Genomic DNA, 22,566 nt, shown 5'->3' on the forward strand with positions numbered 1-22,566 from the left:
GAATTCGAGGCCTCATGCAACAGAGGGCAAGAAAAACTAGTCGTTGCTGTATACCGCAGGCTCCAGCGTGCCCACATAGGGCAGGTCACGGTAGCGCTCCGCAAAATCCAGACCATAGCCCACGACAAACTCGTTGGGGATATCAAAGCCCACGTCGAAGAGATCCAGCTCCGCCTTGACTACCTCAGGCTTGCGCAGCAGCGTGACCACTTCCAGGGAACGCGGCTGGCGGCCCTGCAGGTTGCGGATGAGCCAGGACAAGGTCAGGCCGGAGTCGATGATATCTTCCACGATGACCACATCACGGCCCTCGATATCGCGGTCCAGGTCCTTCAAAATACGCACCACGCCCGAGGAGGAGGCCGAGTTGCCATAGGAGGACACCGCCATGAACTCCAGTTGGGACGGAATGGTGAGCTTGCGGGCAAAGTCCGTCAAGAAGAAGACCGCACCCTTGAGCACGCACACCAGGATGAGGTCATCATCGGCGTTGCTGTATTTCTCGGAAACGCGGTCCGCCATCTCTTGGATGCGCGCCTGAAGATCGTCTTCGGCGACGAGTACGTTTCTAATGTCCTCTCCATAAGGATTGGCGGGGACGGCTGAATCATGGGTGTCGTGCACGTGAGCGCTCCTTTGCTGACCGAGGCAATAGTGACAGTTTGCCACCAACGCGTGCGACTTCCAACCTTGTACCTCTCTTTTCACCACGGACGGCGACTGGCCCCTGCCCATGCCACTGCACGCACAGGGCATCGATGCCGCGCACCGCCTCGCGCGTAACCTCTACCCCTTCCTCGCGCAGCCACGCGGCAATCGCCCGGCGGCGCTTCGGCTCGGGAAGGGCGGCCAGCTCGGCGCAGTCGGGGGTGGGGTGGGTGGTGAGGAAGGCGTCGTCAAGCGCGGCGTCATAGGCTGCCTGGGCCAAAGCCGGCACGGGGTCACCGCCCAGGATCTCCTGCAGGCGCGGGAGGATCTCGCGGCGCAGCGCCACGCGGCGAAAGGCCGGGTCCTGGTTCTGGGGATCGTGCCAGACGTCCAGCTCCAGCTCCGCGCAGGCGGCCTCGGTCTGAGCGCGGCGCACGCGCAAAAGGGGGCGCAGCACGCGCACGCCCTCCACCTCGGAGCGCTCGCACATGCCCGCCACCTTCCCCCGCAGGGCGCTCAGCAGCAGGGTTTCGGCCTGGTCATCGGCGGTATGAGCCACCGCCACCTCGCCCCAGGGCGCGAAGGCACGGTACCGGGCGGCGCGGGCTTCGGCCTCCACGGAGCCGTGCTTGGCGACGTCCACCGGCAACACCTCCGCCCCCGCCCCCAATCCACGAGCCTGGTCGGCAGCCCCGCGCGCCTGTGCGGCCGAGCCTTCCTGTAGGCCGTGGTCGACGCAGAGCGCTGTGACCTCATGACCTTCTGCGACGAGGGCCGCGGTCAGCGCCAGCGAGTCGGCCCCGCCGGACAAACCCACCGCGATGGCCCGCGGTTGCTGCCCCACCACGGCGCGGGCGGCCACCCGGCAGGCCAAGAAGTTGGGGCTTTTACGTGGCCAAAAAGGTTTCTTAGAAGTCATGGAGTGCGGCGGCGAGGGCGTCTTGGGCCTGGCGGGCGGAGGTGACTTCGCCGTCGTTGACCAGGAAGGCGAAGGCATAAACCCGGCCCGACTGGCCTTGGGCGGTGCCGGTCAGCGCGGAGGTTCCGGTGAGTGTGCCGGTCTTGGCGCGCACGAAGCCGCGGGCGGGCGAATCGGAATAGCGCTCATAAAGGGTTCCTTCGCCGCCGGCGAGGGGGAGGTAGCCCAACAGTGGGCGTAGCTCTTCGGTGGCCACGGCTTGGTCCGCGATGTGTGCGAGGAGGCCTGCCGGGATGCGATTATCGCGGGAGAGACCTGAACCGTCCTTTAAGGTGACGCCGTTGACGTCGATGCCCGCGCCGCTGAGCACGTCGAGGGTGGCCTGCGCGGCGCCGTCGAAGCTTGCTTCCGCGTCTTGGCTGATGGCCAGCTCGCGGGCGATGGCCTCTGCCATGACGTTATCGGAGTCCTTCGCCGCTTGCTGCGCGCGCAGGGCCAACGGCTCGGACTCGCTGGAGGCGATAGGCTCCGCGTTGTCGGGTGCGGGGGCCATGTCGGCTTTATCGGTACCCAGGCGGCTGGCGAGCGCGCGGGCGACGTCGAGTGCCGGCTCATGGGAGCGCGGAACGTCCCCGGTCTTCTCCCCGATGCGCCCGCCGTAGAGCATGGCTGGCTGGATGGGGGCAACGTATCCGCCGTCGATATTGTCATCGTCCCAGCCGGGAGCCTGGTCGGGGCCGGCCCAGACGGAAGTGTCGATGGATACTCGGTTGACGGTGCTCATGTGCTTCTTGATCTGCTCCGCCAGCTCATCGAGGCGCTCGTCCGTCAGCCACACATCGCCGGAGGCTTTGATGACCACGTCGCCATCGTTATCGCCCTTGACCACTTCCGTGGTGAGGCGTTCTTCTTCATCGAGCGCGAGCGTTGCTGCGGCGAGGGTGAGGACCTTGGTTGAGGAGGCGGGCGTGAGCGGCTTTGCGGGTTCGCGCTCCCACAGCACCTCGTGGGTGGTGGTGTCGATGACCTGACCGCCGAAAGTGGCGAGAGCCTTGTCTTTGCCCAGCTCATCCAACTTCGCTTTAAGCGCGGCGGTGTCTATCTCACCAGGCTCGACGGGTTGGAGCAGCGTTTCGGGTTCTGCCTGCTTATAGGGCTGGCCGTGGTCCAGTTGATCGTAGGTGCGCTGGACTTCTACGCCCACTGCGGCCGTCGCCGCCACGACGCCGGCCGTGACGAGGGCCGCAGTACTCCACCAGACATGCTTAGCTTTCATCGCCCTTTAGACTAGCGCGGTAGACTATGCGGAGCACATGCCAACCTATTAGTTATGGAGGATTCAGCCGTGAGCGTTGAAGTAACCATCGAGATCCCGAAGGGCTCCCGCAACAAGTACGAGATCGACCACGAGACCGGCAAGGTCCACCTCGACCGCTACCTGTTCACCCCGATGGCCTACCCGGCTGACTACGGCTTCATCGACCACACCCTGGGTGAGGACGGCGACCCGCTCGACGCACTAGTGATCCTCCCGGAACCGGTCTTCCCGGGCGTTGTCGTGGAGGCCCGCATTCTCGGCGTATTCAAGATGACCGACGAGGCCGGCGGCGATGACAAGCTGCTCGCCGTCATCGATGACCCGCGCTGGGAGCGCTACCAGGACATCAACGATGTGGAGCAGCACATCAAGGACGAGATCGAGCACTTCTTCGTCCACTACAAGGACCTGGAGCCGAACAAAGAAGTTACCGGCTCTGGCTGGGGCGACAAGGCTGAGGCAGAGAAGATCCTCGACGAGGCTAAGGCTCGCTTCAAATAATTCGCACTTCTAGGGACGTTTCGATCAAATAGGGCCCAAAATCCGAGGGTTTGAGAGGCCTTAGTTGATCGAAACGTCCTTTTTCTTTGTCACCGCGACAACTCCTCGTTCGTGACGTACGATTCGATCAAATAGGGGGCCGAAAACAGCGGTTTCTGGGGGCTTATTTGTTAGAAACGTACTCATCGGGGGCACATGGAAATTTTCGAGGGACGCGCGGGGACTCGCCGCGCGGCTAATGGCCAGGCCATCAAGATTTGTCGCGGTCTGTATTTATCTGCGGTGCCAACACCGCGCCAACTCGCTGAAATCGTCTCGCGACGCTGGCCGGATTCAGCTCTGGATGGCTACTCCGCCGCCCAGCAGTATCTTGGCCAAGAACTGACTTTTCCGCTTCACTTCCTGCGCGCAGGAACGATGGCATCGAGCACGTACTTCCGGAGCCGGCGGGCGCGGCCCAAAGCATTGGGCAGCATGAACGGGGTAAACGTATGCAGTCCGTTACAGTGCATTGAGTCCATGGCGCACGAAGACGCTGTGGCCTTCATCGAGGCCTTCTTCGCTGGGCCGCATGGGCCCGCGCGCATCGAGACCGAGCAGTTGGATTTTCGCCGACTTTCCAAGCACACGCGTGAGGTGCTGGAGAAGGCCATCGTGGGAGCGGACAGTAAGCCGGAGCGCGACCTGACGCGCGGTCTTGAGCCGCACGTTAAGGTGCGCAACAACCTAAAGATTGGCCCCTACCGTTGGGACCTTGTGCTCGAGGAGTACAAGGTGGCCATCGAGGTGGACGGCTATGCCTATCACAAAGGCGAGAACCGGCAGCGTTTCGAGATCGACCGCCAGAAGCTTAACGACGCCATCCAGCGCGGCTACCGGCCCCTCCACTTCACCGCCGCCACGATCGAGCATCACCTTGATGTTGCGGTTCACCAGGTTCTCGCGGTCATCAAAGGGCGGGGCGAGCTCGTTCCTCCGCCGTGGAAGTGGCATCACTACTGGCGGTGGGAAGGCGAGCGTTGCGGCTAGATAGCCGCAACGTACTTGGGAGCCGCAACGTGCTTAAGAGCCGCAGCGGGAGGCGAGCCAGCCGTCGAGCTCGGATTCCGGGGCATCGGGAGCGATGGGGTCCTCGGCGAACTCCTCGCCCGTGCGCGCCTTGTCCTTAGCCGTGGTGAGCATGAGCGAGCGGCCATCCGGATAATCCAGGACCACGTTGGCGGAGGCGTAGCCGGCGGTCGCCTCGCCGAAGGTGCGCACATTGTCTAGGCCGCGGAAGGCCAGGAGGGTGGCCTCGCCGGAGGACGCGGTTTCGTCGTCGGTGAGCACGGCGACGGGGACCTCAAGCTTGCCGCCCGACGTGGTGGTGGGTGTGCCGCCACCGGTGACGGAATTGCCATCGATGACCACATCAGATGTGCCCATGCGGCTAACGAAGGAGAGCGCGGTGCCATCCGGTAGCAGGGGGCTTAAGCCCGCGTACATCGGGCCCATGTCACCGCCGTCATTGCCGCGCAGATCCACCACGGCAGCACAGGCCTCCGGGTGAGAGGTCAGACCGTGGGCCAAAGTGTCGGCGTAGGCTTGGCCGTCATCGTGGCGGCCGATGGAGGGCACGGTAGCGCGCAAGACGCCATCGTTGAAGTCAACCGAAGGCTCAGCGCTTTCGGCGGCCTTTTCCTTTTCGGTGCTAAAGACTTTGGAGTGCTTGCCACCGGCAGCGTTGATGGCGGCATCGAGGAGCTCAGCGTTCGTGGGGTCCGCTTTGAAGGCCTCGCGGGCACGCTGGAATTCTTCGCTCTCGCCATAGATTCCGGAGATCGCGGCAGTATCCACCATCGCAGTGTTGATGCGCTTCTCGCTGGCATTGAAGAGGAAGTAGGGCTTGCCCAGCAGCGCCCCGCCATAGGAGGGGCCGAAGAAATACACGGCCGCGGCCACAGCAACAAGAGCAACGAGAAAGAGTCCGCCGAAGATTTTCAGTACCGTTTTCATTCTTTTCGACCTCCAGTCCGCAGCACGTAGCCGCGCAGGGGTTCAACAAGGACAATGGCAAGCAGCGTGACCAGCCAGCCTATGGCCAAGAAACCGAAGGCCATGAGCAGACGGCCAAGAACGTCGACATCGCTTTGCTCGACACTGGAGAAGAACATCAGTGAGGCGATCCCACCGCCGAAAAGGAAGCCGAAGAAGCTCAATCCCACCACAGGCCCCATGATGGTCAGGGCACCGGAGCGGAACTGGAAACCGCGCGGCACACCCATGAGATCCAGAGAGCGGATGAGTTCCTTGTCTTCGAAGATGCCGGAGACCTGCCCCAGAATGATGGACATGGTGGTCAGCGTGAAGCCGAAGATGAGGGTTAATAAGACGCCGGTGGAGATGTCCTTAAACACCACGTTCATCCCCGGGTCCTCTTTGAGAACCATGGCCAAGGCATCAGAGCCTAGGGGCGCCGCAACGAGGAAGCCCGCCAAGTAGCCGAAGAACGCGATGGCCGCACTCCGCTTCCACGCCGGGCGCGCATTGCCCGCCACTCGCTGGCAGGCCACGAAGTGCGCGGTGCCAGGAAAGAGAGACATGATGTGTGCGCCGAGCTGCAAGATAAAAGGGGAAATGAGGTTGATGCTCATCACCATGCCAAACATGACCACGATGACCATGGCGGTCGGCGGTCCCGCCTTCCCGGAGAGCAACACACCACCGATACCCGCGATGATGAGGAAGACGATGACGCGCCACCAGCGATAGGCCGCGGGCATCTGGCGCTTGGCCACACCCAGGGGGCTCACGCGCACGCGCTGCATGCCGACGAGTGCCGCACCGATGGCCAACACAAAGAGCACACCGGCCACGGCCAGATAACCCCACCACGGGAGGAGAATCTCGGATACAGCAATAGAACGCATCTGGAAGTCCACCTGCGTAAAGACCGGCGCGATGAGCAGGCTGATCAGCCCACCGAGCACGATGCCGAGGATGGCTTGCAGGCCGGTCTCCACGATGGCCATGCGCTCCACCTGGCGGGAGCTCAATCCCAACAGGCGCAGCGTGGCCAGGCGCTGCTCCCTACCGGACGCACCGAGGACGGCGGCTTGGGCTGTGAGGTTAAACAACGCCGGAAGAATGAAGGCGCAGGCCAGCAGAGCCAGGGCAAACCACGGGTAGAGGAAGGCCTCCATCTCGTCGCCGAAAGCCTCCTGCAGAGCGGGCGCGGCCTCCTCGACGTGCTGAGCGCGCTCCCAGAACATCCAGGTACCGCCCGCAACCAGGAAGGCGATGGCGGAACCGATGGTCAGGCTCACAATCGCCAGCAAAGAAACGATGCCCGTTCCGGAGCGCGCGCGAATCGATTCGCGCTGCAGGTCAAAGACTAAAGTCGCGGTGTTCATCGGATCACCTCGAGGCGGCGGTCGTCGTGGATGATGCCATCGCGAATCTCCACGCGGCGCTGCATCCAGTCGGCCACCTTCGGGTCGTGCGTGACCATGACCAGGCTGGCACCGGACTGGCGCACGATGGTAGTCAGCATCTGCATGACCTCGTGACCGGTGGACTGATCCAGCGCACCGGTGGGCTCGTCGGCGAAGACCACACCCGGGTTCGCCACCAGCGCACGCGCAATGGTCACGCGCTGCGCCTGGCCGCCGGAGACCTGCGCCGGGCGACGCTCCGCCAAACCACCCAAGCCCAGCTGGTCCAGCAGCTGCATCGCGCGCTTGCGCGCAGCACCGCGCGATACCCCGTTGAGCATCGCGGGCAGCGCCACGTTATCCACGTTGCTCAGCTCCGGAAGCAACTGGCCATCCTGGAAGACGAAGCCGAAGTTGCGCAGGCGGAGGCGGGATCGGGGGCCGTCGCCAAGCGCGGAGAGCTCGTCATCCCCGTAGCGCACGCTGCCGTGCGTGGGGGTCAGCACGCCGGACATGCAGTGCAACAGCGTGGACTTGCCGGAACCAGACGGCCCCATGACGGCCACGAGCTCGCCCGGCGCGATGTCGAGGGAGATTCCAGCGAGCACCGGGCCGCCGCCGAAATCCTTGGTGATGTCTGTCAGGGAAAGTGTCTGTGTCATGTCTTTCATTCCACCGTCTCGGGCTCGCTTTAAGAACAGCCCTAGCGTTGCTCTTTAAGGTAGTGCCAGCACTACCCCTCGTGCGGCCACCGCCCGATATGCTTAGCACCGTGTTCCGAAGAAAACCCCAACCCACCAGCCACGAACAGCAACAGGCGCGGCAGATTGCGCAGCTCACGGCCTCGCGCCGCGCCATCGCGGATGCCTACGAGGTGGAGCGCGCCCGCATCGAGCGCGACTTGCACGACGGCGCGCAGCAGTATCTCGTGGCCGCGAGTATGAAGCTGGGCGAGGCTCTTCTCGACGCCCCCTCTGACCTCACCGAGCTCCTCACCGCCGCCAAGCAGGACGTGGACCGCGGCCTGAATTCCCTGCGTACGACGGTGCACGGCATCCACCCACAGGTCCTGCAGGATCACGGTCTCATTGCCGCGCTTGCCGACGTCTCCTCTTCCCACGGCCCCCACGTCAGCGTCTTCGCCCCGCATCCTTTGCCCAAGCTTTCCGCCTCCGTGCTAGCCTGCGGCTACTTCTTCGGTGCGGAGGCGTTGACCAACGCGGCGAAGTACGCACCGGGCGCCCCGGTTTCTGTTTTGGTGACCGCGGATGATTCGCTGCGCATCACCGTGGTGGATGAGGGCCCGGGTGGCGCGCAGGTAATGCCAGGGCACGGCTTGGCGGGGATGGCCGAGCGCCTCGCCGCTTTCGGCGGAGAGATGACGCTATCCTCTCCCCCGGGCGGGCCGACGAGGCTGGCGTGCTCGATTCCTCTTCTTCTCGATCGCGGACAGTCAGGAGTTTAAGAAATGAGTTTGAGAATCGTGGTGGCGGATGACTCCGCCATTCTGCGCGAGGGCCTCGCCGGCCTTCTGGAGCGCCGCGGGCATTCAATTGTGGGCCAGGCGGATTCTGCTCCAGCTTTGGAGGCCGTGGTGGATAAGCTGCGCGATGAGCTTCCGGACATCGTCATCACGGACGTGCGCATGCCGCCGGGCATGGGCGATGACGGCTTGAAAGCTGCCGTGAACTTGAGAAATGCATATCCGGGCTTACCCGTCATGGTGCTCTCCCAGTATGTGGCCCCCGCATATGCGGTGGAGCTCTTCGACTCCCCCGATGCCGGCACCGGCTACCTGTTGAAGGACCGCGTCTCCGAGGTGCGGGACTTCCTCTCCAGCCTGGACGTGGTGGCTCAGGGCGGCACCGTTATCGATCCCACCGTGGCGCAAGCTCTCATGAGCTCCGGGCGCAGCGGCCTGGGTGAGCTCACCCCGCGCGAGCGCGAGGTCCTCGAATTAATGTCCCGCGGCAAGTCCAACAAGGACATCGCCGCCGAGCTCGTCTTGTCTTCCGCCGCGGTGGCCAAGCACGTTTCCAATATCTTCACCAAGCTGCGGCTGGACCCCAGCGAGGACAACCGCCGCGTGAAAGCGATCTTGGAGTACCTCTCCGCACACCGCTAAAGCCCGCGCCCGCCCACCGTCCACACGAGCGCCCTGACAGAGACCATCCACAGGATCCCAAGGAAACTGTGACGCAAGACGCATAAGCTTTTCCGTGCCCTTACCCAACCCACTCTGGAAGGACCCCGCTTAATGGACGTGCAGCTCAACATCGTGCGCTTTAACCGAGAAAAGATTGCTGACCATGACTATTTTCTGGAGTTAATTCAGACGGAAGGGCTGGACTCCTTCCGGAAGCCGGATCCAGAAATGGAAGAAGCATCGGCGGCGCTCTCGAAACTCTTCGGACAGGACGTGCCCGCGCATTCGGCCGTCACGGTCACGATGGATTCGAGCAATTTAGAGCTCCAAGAAAAGCTAGCTTTGCTGGCGTATTACCACGGCTTGGTGGTCTTCATTGGAACCACGGACATCCTCTTTAATGCGACTGGAATCCCCACGAGCAGCAATGGCCTTTCCTCCATCAGGAACTGCATGGGAACTATGTGGCGACAGGTCAGCAGACCGATGCTTGATCGCGCCTTTGAGGACGCCCTGCGCCTGCCGGTGTCCGAACAGACGTGGATTCAGGTAGTCAACTATGGCTCGGAAGAACGCAGCTACGGCCTCGATATGTCCATGCACGTGCGCGCAAGTGGTCAGTTCGAACTGATATGGTCCAGCCTCCCTCCAGAGGCCACTGAACCAGCATTCCGCACGCTCACTGTCGATACCTATGAAGAAGCACGAGAGATTCTGCTTTCTTTCAGCGACCACAACCCGTTGATCGAAGAACTTGCGTGGGAACCGTTGCCTCAACGTGAATCTAAGCCAATCCTGGATGCTTCAGTCCGCCACGAAACACCCTGGCGCCGGCTGGACGCAGTGAAGGAGCTCCCCGCAGGCGTGATGGTCCACCTACACAAATGGCCAACGTTTTCCCTGGCCTACGGCCGCAATGCTCAAGGACAGTGGACCGCGAAGGTTTACGATAACCTCGGCACCGACAATGTGCAGACCTTCGACATCGCAGACGAAGTCATCGCAGTGGCGGAGCACTATTTGGACGGCAACGGCGAGATGATTTCCACAGTCTTCCCGGACTCTTCCTTGTCGGACCCGGCGCCGTACACCACGGTCACCGCAATGGAGCTTCCAGAGCGCGAGGAGCAGTGGACAGAAGCATCAGTATGCATGATGCACCGCATCCGTGCTGACCATAATGGCGAGCCCAGCCCTCGGATGCAGAAATATATTGAGAGGATTAACGCAAAGCTCGGAAGCGAAATCCTCCTCGCCGAGGAGCACGTGGAAGCACAAGCACTCACTCGGCTGCTCATCCCTGCTGATGTCAGGTCGGTCACGATAGAGAGGCTTACTCATCTGGCGCAGGATCATGGCATTTCGCTTGTTGTCGATGATTCCCTGGCACTGTACAACCCGTCGGGCAAGCCGCTTCCAGGGGCTGAGAGCTGCCAGTTGAAGCTACTCGCGGATAAGTTGTATGTGAACACCTGGGAGGTGGCCACATCCTCCTCCGTACTCGAAGCAGGGCTTCGCCTCTTCACAGGATGGAGGCTTGAGGTTCGATCCGGGAGTCAGGTGGACTTCCAGGAGCGTTATACCTTGGAAACAACCTATACGGGCGACAACGTTTCGCTTGACCTTGTCACCCCCGACGGGAACCTACACGAAATCCCATCCATCCCACTGCCCCTTGCTCTAGATTTGATGGTTGAATTCACCTACTCCCCGGCGCAGTTGGTGGACAAAGTGAATTGGCAAGATCAGAAGTCGTCCTCAGATATCCCTGAGGATGAGCGCTTCATGGTCAACGCCACGGTCTTCGGCTCAGCTGCGTATCTTTTCAACGATGACCTTCTCGAGGCAGTTCGCCAGGACGGCTTCCCCGAAGTGGGAGCGTGGGTAGCAGCCTTTGACCGAATAGTCCCGGGCGACTACTGCCAGGTCGACCGCGTGCAACCCTCAGAAACAGGAGCGGCACGCTACCTCGTCGAATGGGGCCACAACAACGGTGAGGAAGAAAACTTCCAGATGCTCCTAGAGGACATCGACGAAGCCTTGTCCCTCCTTGAACGGTTTGTGAACGGGGACCGCGCAGAGTTTGAAGCCCTTCCCTGGACGCGGCGAGTGGAGTAACAGCACTAGGCCCTATGCGTGACTAGGGTATGGGGCATGAGAAACGTAACGCCACAGGAAGTACCTGAGAACGCCCAGCTTATCGACGTCCGCGAGGACCACGAGTGGAACACCGAGCACGCCCAGGGCGCCACGCACATCCCGATGGGCGAACTAGTTGATCGCATCGACGAGATTGACCCGGACCAAGACATCTACGTCATCTGCCACCTAGGCGGGCGCAGCATGCAGGTCTGCCAGTACTTGGAGCACACCAAGGGCTGGGACGTCATCAACGTCGAGGGTGGAACGGATGGTTGGAAGGCCCAAGGCTGCCCTATGGTTTACCCAAACCACTAGTGGTACCATTTGCGGTACCATACAGGTGTGGTTTCCAAGATAGAAAAGATCCTCACAAAGATGCGGACCTCACGGACAAACGTCCGCTTCTCAGAGCTGCAACTTGTATGTGACTTCTATTTCGAACGCCAAGAAAGCGCCGGAAAGAAACGGCGTGGAACTTCGCACATCGTTTATAAAACCCCATGGCAGGGAGACCCCCGAGTCAATATCCAAGAGGGCCACAACGGGAAAGCGAAGCCCTTTCAGATTCGCCAAGTTTTAACCGCCATCGACCGCCTCCCCTAGGAGCAGATCATGAATCTCGCAGACAAATACACCTACCAAACCGCTTGGTCAGAAGAAGATGGCGAGTTCGTTGCCACAGTCCTAGAGTTCCCTTCCCTGTCATGGCTGGCCACAACCGCGGCCACCGCAGAAGCCGAATTGCGCAGCGTCGTCGAAGAAACTCTAGAAGATATGCAACGCAACAATGAACACATCCCAGAACCATTCGGACAGCGAAGCTACTCGGGGAAGTTCAACCTCCGCATACCTCAGTCACTTCACCGAGACCTGACCATCGAAGCAGAACGGGAAGGCGTTTCTCTCAACACACTCATCGTGCAGAAGCTAGCCTCAGCCTGAAACTAGTGGGCCACAACCCATAATTTAGGCATGCCACCGTAGGCGCGTTAGAATCATCGGCATGCCTTCATTGAATTCTGTTTCCATCCCTACCGCACTCCTGGAGTCCCCCTCCTTCCAGCTGGAGCGCCTCCGCCGCCGCACCCGCGAAGGCGTCGAGGCCGCGCTGCAAACACAGCGGACTACCTTGCGCGAATACTGGGTGCTCACCTGCCTCGTTGCAGAGACCGCGTCCTCCCAGTCCGCCCTGTCGGAAACCCTGGCCATCGACGCCTCCGACATGGTGCGCCTCCTCGATTCACTGGAGTCCCGCCATTGGGTCAAGCGTGAGCGTGACTCCAAGGACCGCCGCCGCCAAATCATTGCCTCCACCAAGAAAGGCACCAAGGCCCACAAGGAGCTTGCGGTCTTGGTGGCGAAGGCGGAGGACGAGGCCCTCGACGAGTCCACCAACAAGCAGCTCAAGCACCTGCGCAAGCTGGCCACTGCCATCATCGCGGCCGACGCGCCCGGTGATGCAGAAAGCAGTGATGCCTAAATGACGGAGCCCGATAATCTTCCTAGTACCGGAGGCCGCCACGCCCTCCAGGCGGACGAGCCCGAGACCCCAGCAATGCCCGAGGTTCCCGCGCACTACCTCCTAGGTTCCGAGGCCGCACCGGCGCGCACCCTGTGGGACGTCGTGCGCACCACAGCAGAGAACTACCCCGAGGCTGCCGCCCTGGATGACGGTGAGATCCTGACCTACGCCGAGCTGCTTGCCGACGTCTCCGCCTGGGCCACCGAGCTCCACGCCAGCGGTGTGCGGCGCGGAGACCGCATCGGCATCCGCATGACCTCCGGCAAGCGCGAGCTCTACCTGGCCATCCTGTCCACGCTCGCCGCCGGCGCGGCCTACGTGCCCGTCGACGCCGACGACCCCGATGAACGCGCCGAGATGGTCTTCGGCGAGGCCGACATCGACGGTGTCTTCACCGACGAGGGCTTCCGCATGCTGCGGGAGCGCGGGGAGCGCCCCACGTTCGACGAAAAGGACGGTGGCGGCACCTCCCCCTTCGACGAACCGCGTCCCGAAGACACCGCCTGGATCATCTTTACCTCCGGTTCTACGGGCAAGCCCAAGGGCGTAGCGGTGAGCCACCGCTCCGCGGCCGCCTTCGTTGACGCCGAGGCAGCCCTCTTCCTGGCGGATAACCCGCATGGCCCGCTCGGCCCGGACGACCGCGTCCTGGCCGGCCTGTCCGTGGCCTTCGACGCCTCCTGCGAGGAGATGTGGCTGGCCTGGGGCCACGGTGCTTGCCTGGTCCCGGCCCCGCGCTCCCTGGTGCGCTCCGGCATGGACTTAGGTCCCTGGCTCATTCGCCGTGACATCACGGTGGTCTCCACCGTGCCAACCCTGGCTGGCCTGTGGCCCGCCGAGGCCCTGGATAATATCCGCCTCCTCATCGTCGGCGGCGAAGCCTGCTCCCAGGAGCTGGTGGACCGCTTAGCCACCGAGGACCGCGAGATGTGGAATACCTACGGCCCCACCGAGGCCACCGTCGTAGCCTGCGCGCAACGCATGCTGCCGGGCCAGCCCGTGTCGATCGGGCTGCCGTTGAAGGGCTGGGACCTGGTGGTCGTCGACAAGCACGGCGTCCCCGTAAACACCGGTGAGGTGGGCGAACTCGTCATCGGTGGCGTGGGCCTGGCCGCCTACCTGGACCCAGTCAAGGACGCGGAGAAGTACGCGCCGCTGGAGTCCCTGGGCTGGGAGCGCGCCTACCGCACAGGTGACCACGTGCGCCTTGAAGAGGACGGCCTGTATTTTGTGGGCCGCGTCGATGACCAGGTCAAGATTGGCGGCCGCCGCATCGAGCTCGGTGAGGTGGAAGCCAACGTGGCGGCCCTTCCCAACGTGTACAACTCCGCCGTGGCCGTGCAGAAGACGCCGGGCGGCGAGTCCGTGCTCGTCGGCTACGTTTCACTGGATGACCCGGATGCCGGTTTCGACCATGAGGCCGCGCATGCTCGCCTGGCGGAATCCATGCCGGCAGCGCTCGTCCCCCGCATTTGTGTCATGGAGGAGCTGCCGATTCGCACCTCCGGCAAAGTGGATAAGAAGGCCCTGCCGTGGCCACTGCCCGGCGTGGGTGTGGAGGCATCCGGCCTCAACCCCACCGAGCAGTGGTTGGCGGAGCTGTGGGTGGACACCCTGGGCGTGTCCGTCGAGGACGTCAACGCCGACTTCTTCTCCCTCGGCGGCACCTCGCTGGCCGCGGCGACCCTGGTCGGCCGCATCCGCGAGCGCTTCCCCACCGTGGCCGTGCGTGACCTCTACGACCACCCTCGCCTGGGCTCGCTCGCGGAGCAGCTTGCCGACGCCGAATCCGTCGAGGACTCCGGTCCCGCCCGCGAGGTAGCGCCCGTGGGCGCAGGCACGCGCATCGCACAAACGCTCATCCAGATCCCGGTGATGACCATGGCTGCCACGAGCTGGCTGGCGTGGTTGCTCTTGGGCTCCAACGTGGCGAACCTGCTCGGCGTGGACTGGGCCATGACCACCCCGTGGTGGCTGGTGGCCATCCTGCTCATTGTGTTCGTCACCCCGGTTGGGCGCATCCCGCTGGGCGGTTACGGCGCGCGCCTCATCACCGCCGGCATCACGCCCGGCGAGTACCCGCGCGGCAGTTCCACGCACCTGCGCATTTGGGCCGCTGAGCGCTGGGTTAATGCCATAGGCGCCAGCTCCCTGGCGGGCGCTACCCGCGTCAATAACTATGCCCGCGCCTTGGGCGTGAAGATTGGCCGCGGCGTGGACCTTCACTCATTGCCACCCGTCACCGGCCTGCTGACCTTGGGCAAGCACGCCGCTATCGAACCGGAAGTGGACCTCACCGGCTACTGGCTGGACGGCGACATCCTCCGCGTCGGTGCCATTGAGGTCAAGGAAGGCGCGCGCGTGGGTGCGCGCTCCACGCTGCTGCCGGGCACCGTCGTGGGCAAGTACGCCCACGTAGAGGCCGGCTCCACCGTGACGGGGCGCAAGAAGGTCAAGGACGGTCAGCGCTGGTCCGGCTCCCCTGCAAAGAAGGTGGGCCGCTCCAAGCACCGCTTCCCGTCCCATGCCCCGAAGCGCCGCCCGCTATGGGTTCCTGTGTATGACTTCACGTCCGTCCTGCTAGCCGTGCAGCCCATTGTGGCGCTGGCGGTCGGCGCGGCTGTCGTCGTTAGCCTCATCGCGCTGACCGATGGCGACGCCTTCGTCGGCTCCATCTTCTTCGCGCCGCTCGGCGCCCTGGTGGCATTTGCTACCTATATGCTGCAAACCTGGCTGGGCGTGCGCTTGCTTTCCATTGGCATCACGCCCGGTGTTGCACCGGTGCGCTCCGCCAAAGGTTGGCGCTTGTGGACCATCGAGAGGCTCATGGATGAAGCTCGCACTCAGCTCTTCCCCATCTATGCCTCGCAGCTCACCCCGGCGTGGCTGCGTTCGCTGGGTGCGACGATTGGCAAGGACGTGGAGATTTCCACGGCCGTCATGGTGCCCAAACTCACCGAGGTCAAAGACGGCGCCTTCCTGGCGGATGACACCATGATCGGCGGCTACGAGCTCGGCGGCGGTTGGATGCTCACGGGTGAGACCAAGGTGGGCAAGCGCTCCTTCGTGGGTAACTCCGGCATCACGGGTCCGGGCCGCAAGCTGTCGAAGAACTCGCTGGTTGCCGTTCTCTCGTCGACGCCGAAGAAGACTAAGTCCGGTGCCAACTGGTGGGGCTCCCCACCGGAGCGCATGCGCCGCGTCGAGGCCCACGTGGAGGGCGTGCAGGGCGAGTCCCTCACCTACTCCCCGGGCTTTGGGGTCAAGGCCGCACGCGGTGCGATTGAGACCATGCGCCTGTTGGCGCCGATGACCTCGGCCATGCTGCTGGCGGGGACCCTGGCATCGCTCTACGCGCTTGCCGACGCCCTCGGCGTCGCCGCCGCCTGGGCCCTCGGCGGCCTCATCCTCATGGTGGCGGGCGCTATCGCGATGACGGTCACAGTAGCCGCGAAGTGGATCTGCGTGGGCACGCAGACCGCCGGCGACCACCCGCTGTGGTCTGCCTTCGTGTGGCTCAACGAGCTGCAAGATACCTTCGTTGAGGCGGTTGCTGCGCCGTGGTTCTTTAGCCACACCTATGGCATGGGTGAGATCAACCTGGGCCTGCGCGCGCTGGGCGTCAGGATTGGCCGCGGTGCGTGGATCGACTCCTACTGGTTCCCGGAGACCGATCTCTGCATCGTGGGCGACGGCGCATCCGTCGGCCCGGGCACCGTGGTGCAAACGCACCTCTTCCAGGACCGCGTGATGAGCCTGGACACCGTGACCATTAAGGCCGGCGCGACACTTGCCTCACATTCGGTGGCGCTGCCCGCCTCAGTCATTGGCAGCGTGGCGACGGTTGGCCCCGGCTCCTTGGTGATGCGCGGCGACCAAGTCCCGGGCAATTCCGTTTGGCAGGGCAACCCGATTGAGCCCTGGAAGAAATAGATAAACAGAAAGGAGGCGGCAGGTTTTCCTGCCGCCTCCTTTTTATGCCTGACTCGCTAATAAGCGGTCGGGGTGCCGTGACTAGTCACCGATCTGGTCGCGTCCGCGCTTCACGATCTTGTCATCCACCTGACCAACGACCTCGTGGTCCTTGTTGGTGTATTCAAACTTCGAGAGCACGTAGCGCATAGCGTTGATGCGGGCACGCTTCTTGTCGTTGGATTTAATGGTGATCCACGGAGACTCTTCCGTATCGGTGTAGCGGAACTGCTCCTCCTTGGCGCGGGTGTAATCATCCCACTTATCCAAGGACGCTAGGTCCATGGGCGAAAGCTTCCACTGGCGGACCGGGTCAATCTGGCGAATAGCGAAGCGAGTGCGCTGTTCCTTGCGAGTCACGGAGAACCATAGCTTAGTCAGGGAGATACCCGAGCCTAGGAGCATGTTCTCCAGCATCGGTACCTCGCGCAGGAACTCTGCGTGCTGGGACTCCGTGCAGAAGCCCATGACGCGCTCCACGCCGGAGCGGTTGTACCAGGAGCGGTCGAAGAAGACGATTTCGCCGCCACACGGGAAGTGCTCAATGTAGCGCTGGAAATACCATGAGGTGGACTCGCGCGGGGAGGGCTTCTCGAGTGCCACGGTGCGGGCACCACGCGGGTTGAGGTGCTCGTTGAAGCGCTTGATGGTGCCGCCCTTACCAGCGGCGTCGCGGCCTTCGAAGAGAATGATGTGGCGCTGGCCGGTTTCCTTGGTCCAGTTCTGCCACTTCAGCAGCTCAATTTGCAGGGAGCGCTTAATGGACTCGTACTCGTCACGCGTCATGCGCTCCTCGTACGGGTAGTTCTCGCGCCAGGTTTCAACCGGTGAGCCATCCGGCATGATGAGCGAGGGATCGTCCTCATCGGAGTCATCGACGACGTAGCCGTCGGTCTGCGCAAGGTCGATCTCGGGGAGTTCGTCGTCTTTAATGTCAGCCATACCATTAATTCTATCTAGGAAGCAGGCATCTGGCTCGATAAAACGACTCGAGGCCGCTCAATTTACCCCCATAATGCCCGACGGGCGGCAGCCGCCGCCCAGAATGTACGTTTCTAACAAATAGTGCCCCCAGAATTCGATGATCTGGGGGCTTAATTGATCGTTCCGTACACGCCACCGCCATTGCCAGGCGGGCGAGCGGGGTCTGGATACAGGAAACCCCGCTGCCCTCAAGCGGGTCAGCGGGGTTAACGCTTAGTTCTGCGTGAGCAGCGTGCTGCTTAGAGCAGGCCGATCAGCTTGGAAGCGCCGTCAGCCATGGTGCCCAGACCGTAGAAGATGTTGAGCAGGAGGCCGATGATGCCGGTGGAAGAAAGGGTACCCATTTGAAATCTCCTTGGGATTGAAAGTGTGTGTTTAGTGCTTCCCTATGAAGGGAGCGAGCTTACTTCTTGGAGGACAGGCCCTCGAGAGCGGAGGTGTCCGGCTTAACGTCGTAGTTGTCGGCGGTAGCAGCGCCGGAGATGAGATCGAAGACGCTAGCGAAGCCGGTGAAGAGCTTCTTGATACCGTCAGCGAAGTCAGCGAAGTTGCCGAGCTGGTCACCGATGAAAGAAAGATCCATTGTGGTCTCCTCTTGTGAAGGCCGGGTCAAAAATGCCCGGAGGGGTTTGCAGTTTGCAGACACCCTCAGCGGGCGTCACACGGAACTATTCTGGCACACCACCGAAACATTGCAAGTGGATTCGTGGATGATTTTTCACGCAAAGCGCTTCGAGAATCAGAGTCACTTTTCAGGTTATTTATTCATCTTTCGTTAATGCAGCCAGCGACAACGCTCCTAACTGCAGAAATAGACAGCGCCCGACAGAAGGACTCAGCAAATCTTCCTGGGAACGTAACATTAGCCCCCTTAACTACGATTCATATGCTTGCTTTTCAGAGTAAACTCGCAAAATCTTTTTTCGCCGGAACATCTCAAATTACCCCTATTTGGGGCTACGTAAGGACACAAATAGGTCTCAAGACAAAGAAAGCTCCCCACGGTTGACCGTGGGGAGATCGTAATTTGCTAGGACCTGAAGCAGCAATGCGCTTCAGGCCGGGAGGCTAAGGCCTAGAAGCCCATACCGCCCATTGCGTCGGCGTCCGGCATGCCAGCGCCTGCGCCAGCCGGCTCCGGCTTATCAGCCACAACCGCCTCGGTGGTCAGGAATAGAGCCGCGATGGACGCAGCGTTCTGCAACGCGGAGCGGGTGACCTTCACCGGGTCGTTGATGCCCGCAGCCATCAGGTCCACATACTCGCCAGAAGCGGCGTTGAGGCCCTGGCCAGCCGGCAGGGACGCAACCTTGTCGGCAACAACGCCCGGCTCCAGGCCAGCGTTCTGGGCAATCTGCTTCAGCGGAGCAGACAGTGCCTCGCGGACGATCTTGACGCCGGTTGCCTCGTCGCCGGTGAGGTCGGAGAGGGAGTCCAGGACCTCGGCAGCCTGCAGCAGAGCCACGCCGCCACCGGCGACGATGCCCTCCTCGACAGCAGCCTTAGCGTTGCGCACGGCATCCTCGATGCGGTGCTTACGCTCCTTGAGCTCAACCTCGGTAGCGGCACCAACCTTGAGGACTGCCACGCCGCCGGCCAGCTTGGCCAGGCGCTCCTGCAGCTTCTCGCGGTCGTAGTCGGAATCGGAGTTCTCGATCTCGGCACGGATCTGCTTGATACGGCCGTCGATCTGCTCCTGGGAGCCAGCGCCCTGAACGATGGTGGTCTCATCCTTGGTCACGACAACCTTGCGTGCCTGGCCGAGGTACTCGAGCTCGGTGGTCTCCAGGGAGAGGCCGACCTCCTCGGAAATGACCTGGCCGCCGGTGAGGATGGCCATGTCCTGCAGGGTAGCCTTGCGACGGTCACCGAAGCCCGGAGCCTTCACAGCAACAGACTTGAAGGTGCCGCGGATCTTGTTGACCACGAGGGTGGACAGGGCCTCGCCCTCAACGTCCTCAGCGATAATCAGCAGCGGCTTGCCGGTCTGCATAACCTTCTCCAGCAGCGGCACGAGGTCCTTGATGTTGGAGATCTTGGAGGAGACGAGCAGGATGTACGGATCCTCGAGGACTGCCTCCTGGCGCTCCATGTCGGTAGCGAAGTAACCGGAGATGTAGCCCTTGTCGAAGCGCATACCTTCGGTGACCTCGAGGTCAACACCGAAGGTGTTGGACTCCTCAACGGTGATAACGGAATCCTTGTTCACGGAGCCGTTGCCCACGGTGTACATAGCCTCAGCGATCTTCTCGCCGATTGCCGGGTCAGCAGCGGAGATACCTGCGGTGGTAGCGATCTCTTCCTGGGTCTCTACTTCCTTCGCGGAGGAGAGCAGGGAGTCTACAACCTTCTTGGTGGCGGCCTCGATGCCGCGCTTGATGCCCATCGGGTTGGAACCAGCGGCTACGTTGCGCAGGCCCTCACGAACAAGCGCCTGTGCCAGAACGGTAGCGGTGGTGGTGCCGTCACCGGCGACGTCATCGGTCTTCTTGGCAACTTCCTTGACCAGCTCAGCGCCGATCTTCTCGTACGGGTCCTCGAGTTCGATCTCGCGCGCGATGGAGACACCGTCGTTAGTAATGGTCGGGGCGCCCCAGGACTTCTCCAGGACGACGTTGCGGCCCTTGGGGCCGAGGGTGACCTTGACGGCGTCGGCAAGCGTGTTGAGACCACGCTCGAGGCCGCGACGTGCCTCTTCATCGAAGGCAATGATCTTTGCCATGTGTTTGTGCTCCTTAAGCTTTGTTGAGGACGACACTCACGTCTGATCTATGACGGACGCCCGCGACGGCACGGCTGGCGAGTGTTCTCCAGCCCCAACCACATAGATGACTCTGTTTATATCTGGCACTTGCCATGTGGAAGTGCTAGCGACCATTCTGGCACTCAGACCTAGCGACTGCAAGGTTCAACACGAACGCTATAAGCGAACGGGCGGTGCAAAAGCACCGCCCGTTAATACGAACCGCCCGCTAAATCGAACCGTCCATTAAACCGAAGTCCTAGCTCCGCTTAAGCCTCTGCCTTCTTCGCCGTCCACTTGTACGCCGCAGCAATGCCGCCGACGAAGAGGATGACGCCGACAATCTTGGCAGCAGTTCCGCCCTCGAAGATCTCCAGCGGGGACTCGCCGCCCGACGCCGCGATGATGCCGGCGTTGACCACGCCGAAGAGGGACTCACCGACGATGAGGCCAGTGGCCAGCAGCGTGCCCATGCGCTTAGCAAAGTCCGGCTTGGACTGGCGCGCCGCCCAGCGGTTATAAAAGGCACCCAAGATGGCACCAATCGGAACCACAATCGTGATGGCCGCCGGCAGGTACATGCCCATGCCCACCGCCAGCGGGGACAGGGAGTACTTGTCGGTGAAGTGACGCAGGCACTCGTCGACGATGATGATGACGGCGCCGATCGCCGCGCCCAGGCCGATGAGATCCCACGGCAGCGAGTTATCAAAAATACCGGATGCCACCGAGGACATCAGCGCGGCCTGCGGTGCAGCCAGTGCGTCCTCACCGGCACCCTCCATGCCCTGAAAGCCAAAGCCGGTGAGCATGACCTGCAGAATCGGTGGAATCACCATGGAGCCGAAGAGGACACCGATGATGAGCGCTACCTGCTGCTTCCACGGCGTCGCGCCAACCAGCTGACCGGTCTTGAGGTCCTGCAAGTTGTCATTGGAAATGGTCGCGATACCGAAGACGATGGCCGCGGTAAACAGCGTGTAGGCCACCAGCGAGAGCGGCTCCGCCTCCGTACCGCGCGTCACGGCGGCAATCAGCAATGCGGCGGCGATGACCGCGATGATGCCGATAGATGAGATCGGCGAGTTGGACGCACCAATAAGGCCAGCCATGTAGCCGCAGACCGACGCGATAACGAGGCCCACAAGCAGAGTGAAGAGCACGGACACGGTGATGAGCACGCCCATGTGCTCATGGATGTCGGTGCCGCGCACGAAGTTCCACAGCAGCAGTCCAATCGGAACCATGAGCAGAAGGATGGTGCCAACGACATACGGTGCCGGAATATCGCGCTCCTCCACCGCCACCTGGTGGCCGTCCTTGCGGTTACGGGAGGAAGCGAAGGACTCAGCCATGCCCTTGACAATCGGACCGGAAATCTTAATCAGCGTCCAAATGGCGGCGATGGCCATGGTGCCCACGCCGATGAAGCGAATCCTGTCGGAGAAGACCGTGTCGACGGTGTCCATGATCGTGGCCGGATCACTCAGTGCCTCCCCACCGGTGAGAATGGGCAGCAGGATGAGGTAGGAAATGACCACGCCGACGAGCATGGCGATACCCACCGCCAAGCCCACGAGGTGGCCCACACCGACCAACGCCAGGGACAGCGAGGTGCCAAGCGTCGTCGCACCCGAGCCCAGCTTGAAATAAGTGGCCACCTCAGAGGCTGCAGCCTTCATCGCAGCAAGCAAAGCCATGACGGCGGAAAGGATGCCACCGAAGACGATGACACGCAGGCCCTTCGCGTTTTCCTCGTGCGCGGCCTCGCCGTCCTCGCCGGAGCTATCGCCCACCTTGAGAACCTCAGCCGCGGCCACGCCCTCCGGGTAGGGCAGATCGGAGCCCGTCACCAGCGCACGGCGCAGCGGGATGGAGTACATCACGCCGAGCACACCACCGATGGCGCAGACAGCGGCGGTATCGACGAAGGAGAAGCCCTGCCAGTAGCCCACCATGACCAGGCCGGGGAGCACGAAGATGATGGCGGACAAAGTGCCGGCTGCCGACGCGATGGTTTGCACAATGTTGTTCTCTTTGACGTTGTGCCCGGCGAAGCGGCGCAGCACCGCCATGGAAATCACGGCGGCAGGAATGGACGTGGCAAACGTCAGACCCACTTTGAGGCCCAGATACACGTTGGCGGCGGTAAAAATGAGAGTGATGAGCCCACCAATGATGATGCCCCGGAGCGTAAGCTCGCGGACCGTGGACTGGGAACCTTCGGCGGTGGTAGTCGCCATGTCAGGTCCTTTCTA

The 22,566-nt window shown here is 62.3% G+C and carries 19 protein-coding genes; 9 read left to right on the top strand and 10 right to left on the bottom strand.

Annotation, left to right across the window (positions count from 1 at the left end; translation table 11 throughout):
- Positions 1 to 36: 36 nt before the first annotated feature.
- From hpt to dacB, 3 genes are read right to left on the bottom strand one after another with little or no spacing between them, the layout of a single operon-like run.
- The gene (hpt, locus tag HMPREF2967_RS07070; protein WP_070522720.1) at positions 37 to 624 is read right to left on the bottom strand and encodes a hypoxanthine phosphoribosyltransferase; all 588 of its coding nucleotides are present in this window, start codon (positions 622 to 624) and stop codon (positions 37 to 39) included.
- Positions 608 to 1,567: a tRNA lysidine(34) synthetase TilS gene (gene tilS, locus HMPREF2967_RS07075; protein ID WP_070685762.1), complete on the bottom strand. Its 960-nt coding sequence runs from the start codon at positions 1,565 to 1,567 to the stop codon at positions 608 to 610. The genes hpt and tilS overlap by 17 nt, the downstream gene beginning before the upstream one ends.
- Positions 1,557 to 2,843 carry a D-alanyl-D-alanine carboxypeptidase/D-alanyl-D-alanine endopeptidase gene (gene dacB, locus HMPREF2967_RS07080; protein WP_070685764.1) on the bottom strand — a complete coding sequence of 429 codons (1,287 nt, stop codon included), beginning with the start codon at positions 2,841 to 2,843 and terminating at the stop codon, positions 1,557 to 1,559. The genes tilS and dacB overlap by 11 nt, the downstream gene beginning before the upstream one ends.
- A 69-nt stretch (positions 2,844 to 2,912) precedes the next feature.
- On the opposite strand from dacB, the gene HMPREF2967_RS07085 reads away from it, so the two are divergent.
- Positions 2,913 to 3,386, top strand: a complete 474-nt coding sequence (locus HMPREF2967_RS07085; RefSeq protein WP_070685816.1) for an inorganic diphosphatase — start codon at positions 2,913 to 2,915, stop codon at positions 3,384 to 3,386.
- 195 nt (positions 3,387 to 3,581) lie between these two features.
- The gene (locus tag HMPREF2967_RS07090; protein WP_070685766.1) at positions 3,582 to 4,415 is read left to right on the top strand and encodes an endonuclease domain-containing protein; all 834 of its coding nucleotides are present in this window, start codon (positions 3,582 to 3,584) and stop codon (positions 4,413 to 4,415) included.
- A gap of 33 nt (positions 4,416 to 4,448) precedes the next feature.
- Here HMPREF2967_RS07090 and HMPREF2967_RS07095 read toward each other — a convergent pair whose 3' ends face one another.
- The 3 genes from HMPREF2967_RS07095 to HMPREF2967_RS07105 are packed head-to-tail and all read right to left on the bottom strand — an operon-like array spanning position 4,449 to position 7,461.
- The gene (locus tag HMPREF2967_RS07095) at positions 4,449 to 5,381 is read right to left on the bottom strand and encodes a S41 family peptidase (protein ID WP_070685768.1); all 933 of its coding nucleotides are present in this window, start codon (positions 5,379 to 5,381) and stop codon (positions 4,449 to 4,451) included.
- Positions 5,378 to 6,778, bottom strand: coding sequence for an FtsX-like permease family protein (locus HMPREF2967_RS07100; protein WP_070685770.1), 1,401 nt, complete (start codon positions 6,776 to 6,778; stop codon positions 5,378 to 5,380). The genes HMPREF2967_RS07095 and HMPREF2967_RS07100 overlap by 4 nt, the downstream gene beginning before the upstream one ends.
- Positions 6,775 to 7,461 carry an ABC transporter ATP-binding protein gene (locus tag HMPREF2967_RS07105; RefSeq protein ID WP_070685772.1) on the bottom strand — a complete coding sequence of 229 codons (687 nt, stop codon included), beginning with the start codon at positions 7,459 to 7,461 and terminating at the stop codon, positions 6,775 to 6,777. The genes HMPREF2967_RS07100 and HMPREF2967_RS07105 overlap by 4 nt, the downstream gene beginning before the upstream one ends.
- Positions 7,462 to 7,559: 98 nt before the next feature.
- Here HMPREF2967_RS07105 and HMPREF2967_RS07110 point away from each other — a divergent pair, with 98 nt between their 5' ends.
- From HMPREF2967_RS07110 to HMPREF2967_RS07140, 7 genes are all read left to right on the top strand, one after another.
- Entirely contained in the window at positions 7,560 to 8,264 is a 705-nt protein-coding gene (locus tag HMPREF2967_RS07110) for a sensor histidine kinase (RefSeq protein ID WP_070685818.1), read from the top strand.
- A gap of 3 nt (positions 8,265 to 8,267) precedes the next feature.
- Positions 8,268 to 8,924 (top strand): LuxR C-terminal-related transcriptional regulator, encoded by a 657-nt coding sequence (locus HMPREF2967_RS07115; protein WP_012715319.1) that lies wholly within the window; start codon positions 8,268 to 8,270, stop codon positions 8,922 to 8,924.
- Between the two features lie 132 nt (positions 8,925 to 9,056).
- Positions 9,057 to 11,063 (top strand): hypothetical protein, encoded by a 2,007-nt coding sequence (locus HMPREF2967_RS07120; RefSeq protein WP_070685774.1) that lies wholly within the window; start codon positions 9,057 to 9,059, stop codon positions 11,061 to 11,063.
- 36 nt (positions 11,064 to 11,099) lie between these two features.
- Positions 11,100 to 11,402, top strand: coding sequence for a rhodanese-like domain-containing protein (locus HMPREF2967_RS07125; RefSeq protein WP_070522692.1), 303 nt, complete (start codon positions 11,100 to 11,102; stop codon positions 11,400 to 11,402).
- A gap of 297 nt (positions 11,403 to 11,699) precedes the next feature.
- Positions 11,700 to 12,029 (top strand): type II toxin-antitoxin system HicB family antitoxin, encoded by a 330-nt coding sequence (locus tag HMPREF2967_RS07130; RefSeq protein WP_070685776.1) that lies wholly within the window; start codon positions 11,700 to 11,702, stop codon positions 12,027 to 12,029.
- A 61-nt stretch (positions 12,030 to 12,090) separates the two neighbouring features.
- Positions 12,091 to 12,567 carry a MarR family winged helix-turn-helix transcriptional regulator gene (locus tag HMPREF2967_RS07135; RefSeq protein ID WP_070522684.1) on the top strand — a complete coding sequence of 159 codons (477 nt, stop codon included), beginning with the start codon at positions 12,091 to 12,093 and terminating at the stop codon, positions 12,565 to 12,567.
- On the top strand, positions 12,568 to 16,542 hold the full coding sequence (locus HMPREF2967_RS07140) for a Pls/PosA family non-ribosomal peptide synthetase (protein ID WP_070685778.1): 3,975 nt from the start codon (positions 12,568 to 12,570) through the stop codon (positions 16,540 to 16,542).
- Between the two features lie 81 nt (positions 16,543 to 16,623).
- Here the strand turns inward: HMPREF2967_RS07140 and ppk2 are convergent, their stop codons facing one another.
- The 4 genes from ppk2 to HMPREF2967_RS07165 all read right to left on the bottom strand — a co-directional run bounded on the left by ppk2 (position 16,624) and on the right by HMPREF2967_RS07165 (position 22,551).
- On the bottom strand, positions 16,624 to 17,523 hold the full coding sequence (gene ppk2, locus HMPREF2967_RS07145; RefSeq protein WP_070562411.1) for a polyphosphate kinase 2: 900 nt from the start codon (positions 17,521 to 17,523) through the stop codon (positions 16,624 to 16,626).
- Between the two features lie 445 nt (positions 17,524 to 17,968).
- The gene (locus tag HMPREF2967_RS07150) at positions 17,969 to 18,148 is read right to left on the bottom strand and encodes a PorH family porin (RefSeq protein ID WP_070522674.1); all 180 of its coding nucleotides are present in this window, start codon (positions 18,146 to 18,148) and stop codon (positions 17,969 to 17,971) included.
- Between the two features lie 492 nt (positions 18,149 to 18,640).
- A complete protein-coding gene (gene groL / locus HMPREF2967_RS07160; RefSeq protein WP_070522669.1) occupies positions 18,641 to 20,287 on the bottom strand; it encodes a chaperonin GroEL in 1,647 nt (548 codons plus the stop codon).
- Positions 20,288 to 20,577: 290 nt separating this feature from the next.
- Positions 20,578 to 22,551 (bottom strand): OPT family oligopeptide transporter, encoded by a 1,974-nt coding sequence (locus HMPREF2967_RS07165; protein WP_070532206.1) that lies wholly within the window; start codon positions 22,549 to 22,551, stop codon positions 20,578 to 20,580.
- Between the last annotated feature and the right edge of the window lie 15 nt (positions 22,552 to 22,566).

The sequence above is a fragment of the Corynebacterium sp. HMSC059E07 genome, from assembly GCF_001814395.1.
Classification (GTDB): domain Bacteria; phylum Actinomycetota; class Actinomycetes; order Mycobacteriales; family Mycobacteriaceae; genus Corynebacterium; species Corynebacterium hesseae.

Coding starts and splice junctions, on each gene's coding strand:
- tilS (WP_070685762.1), bottom strand. CDS start 1,567: ATGACTTCTAAGAAACCTTTTTGGCCACGTAAAAGCCCCAACTTCTTG.
- dacB (WP_070685764.1), bottom strand. CDS start 2,843: ATGAAAGCTAAGCATGTCTGGTGGAGTACTGCGGCCCTCGTCACGGCC.
- HMPREF2967_RS07090 (WP_070685766.1), top strand. CDS start 3,582: ATGGAAATTTTCGAGGGACGCGCGGGGACTCGCCGCGCGGCTAATGGC.
- HMPREF2967_RS07095 (WP_070685768.1), bottom strand. CDS start 5,381: ATGAAAACGGTACTGAAAATCTTCGGCGGACTCTTTCTCGTTGCTCTT.
- HMPREF2967_RS07100 (WP_070685770.1), bottom strand. CDS start 6,778: ATGAACACCGCGACTTTAGTCTTTGACCTGCAGCGCGAATCGATTCGC.
- HMPREF2967_RS07105 (WP_070685772.1), bottom strand. CDS start 7,461: ATGACACAGACACTTTCCCTGACAGACATCACCAAGGATTTCGGCGGC.
- HMPREF2967_RS07110 (WP_070685818.1), top strand. CDS start 7,560: ATGCTTAGCACCGTGTTCCGAAGAAAACCCCAACCCACCAGCCACGAA.
- HMPREF2967_RS07115 (WP_012715319.1), top strand. CDS start 8,268: ATGAGTTTGAGAATCGTGGTGGCGGATGACTCCGCCATTCTGCGCGAG.
- HMPREF2967_RS07120 (WP_070685774.1), top strand. CDS start 9,057: ATGGACGTGCAGCTCAACATCGTGCGCTTTAACCGAGAAAAGATTGCT.
- HMPREF2967_RS07125 (WP_070522692.1), top strand. CDS start 11,100: ATGAGAAACGTAACGCCACAGGAAGTACCTGAGAACGCCCAGCTTATC.
- HMPREF2967_RS07130 (WP_070685776.1), top strand. CDS start 11,700: ATGAATCTCGCAGACAAATACACCTACCAAACCGCTTGGTCAGAAGAA.
- HMPREF2967_RS07135 (WP_070522684.1), top strand. CDS start 12,091: ATGCCTTCATTGAATTCTGTTTCCATCCCTACCGCACTCCTGGAGTCC.
- HMPREF2967_RS07140 (WP_070685778.1), top strand. CDS start 12,568: ATGACGGAGCCCGATAATCTTCCTAGTACCGGAGGCCGCCACGCCCTC.
- ppk2 (WP_070562411.1), bottom strand. CDS start 17,523: ATGGCTGACATTAAAGACGACGAACTCCCCGAGATCGACCTTGCGCAG.
- HMPREF2967_RS07150 (WP_070522674.1), bottom strand. CDS start 18,148: ATGGATCTTTCTTTCATCGGTGACCAGCTCGGCAACTTCGCTGACTTC.
- groL (WP_070522669.1), bottom strand. CDS start 20,287: ATGGCAAAGATCATTGCCTTCGATGAAGAGGCACGTCGCGGCCTCGAG.
- HMPREF2967_RS07165 (WP_070532206.1), bottom strand. CDS start 22,551: ATGGCGACTACCACCGCCGAAGGTTCCCAGTCCACGGTCCGCGAGCTT.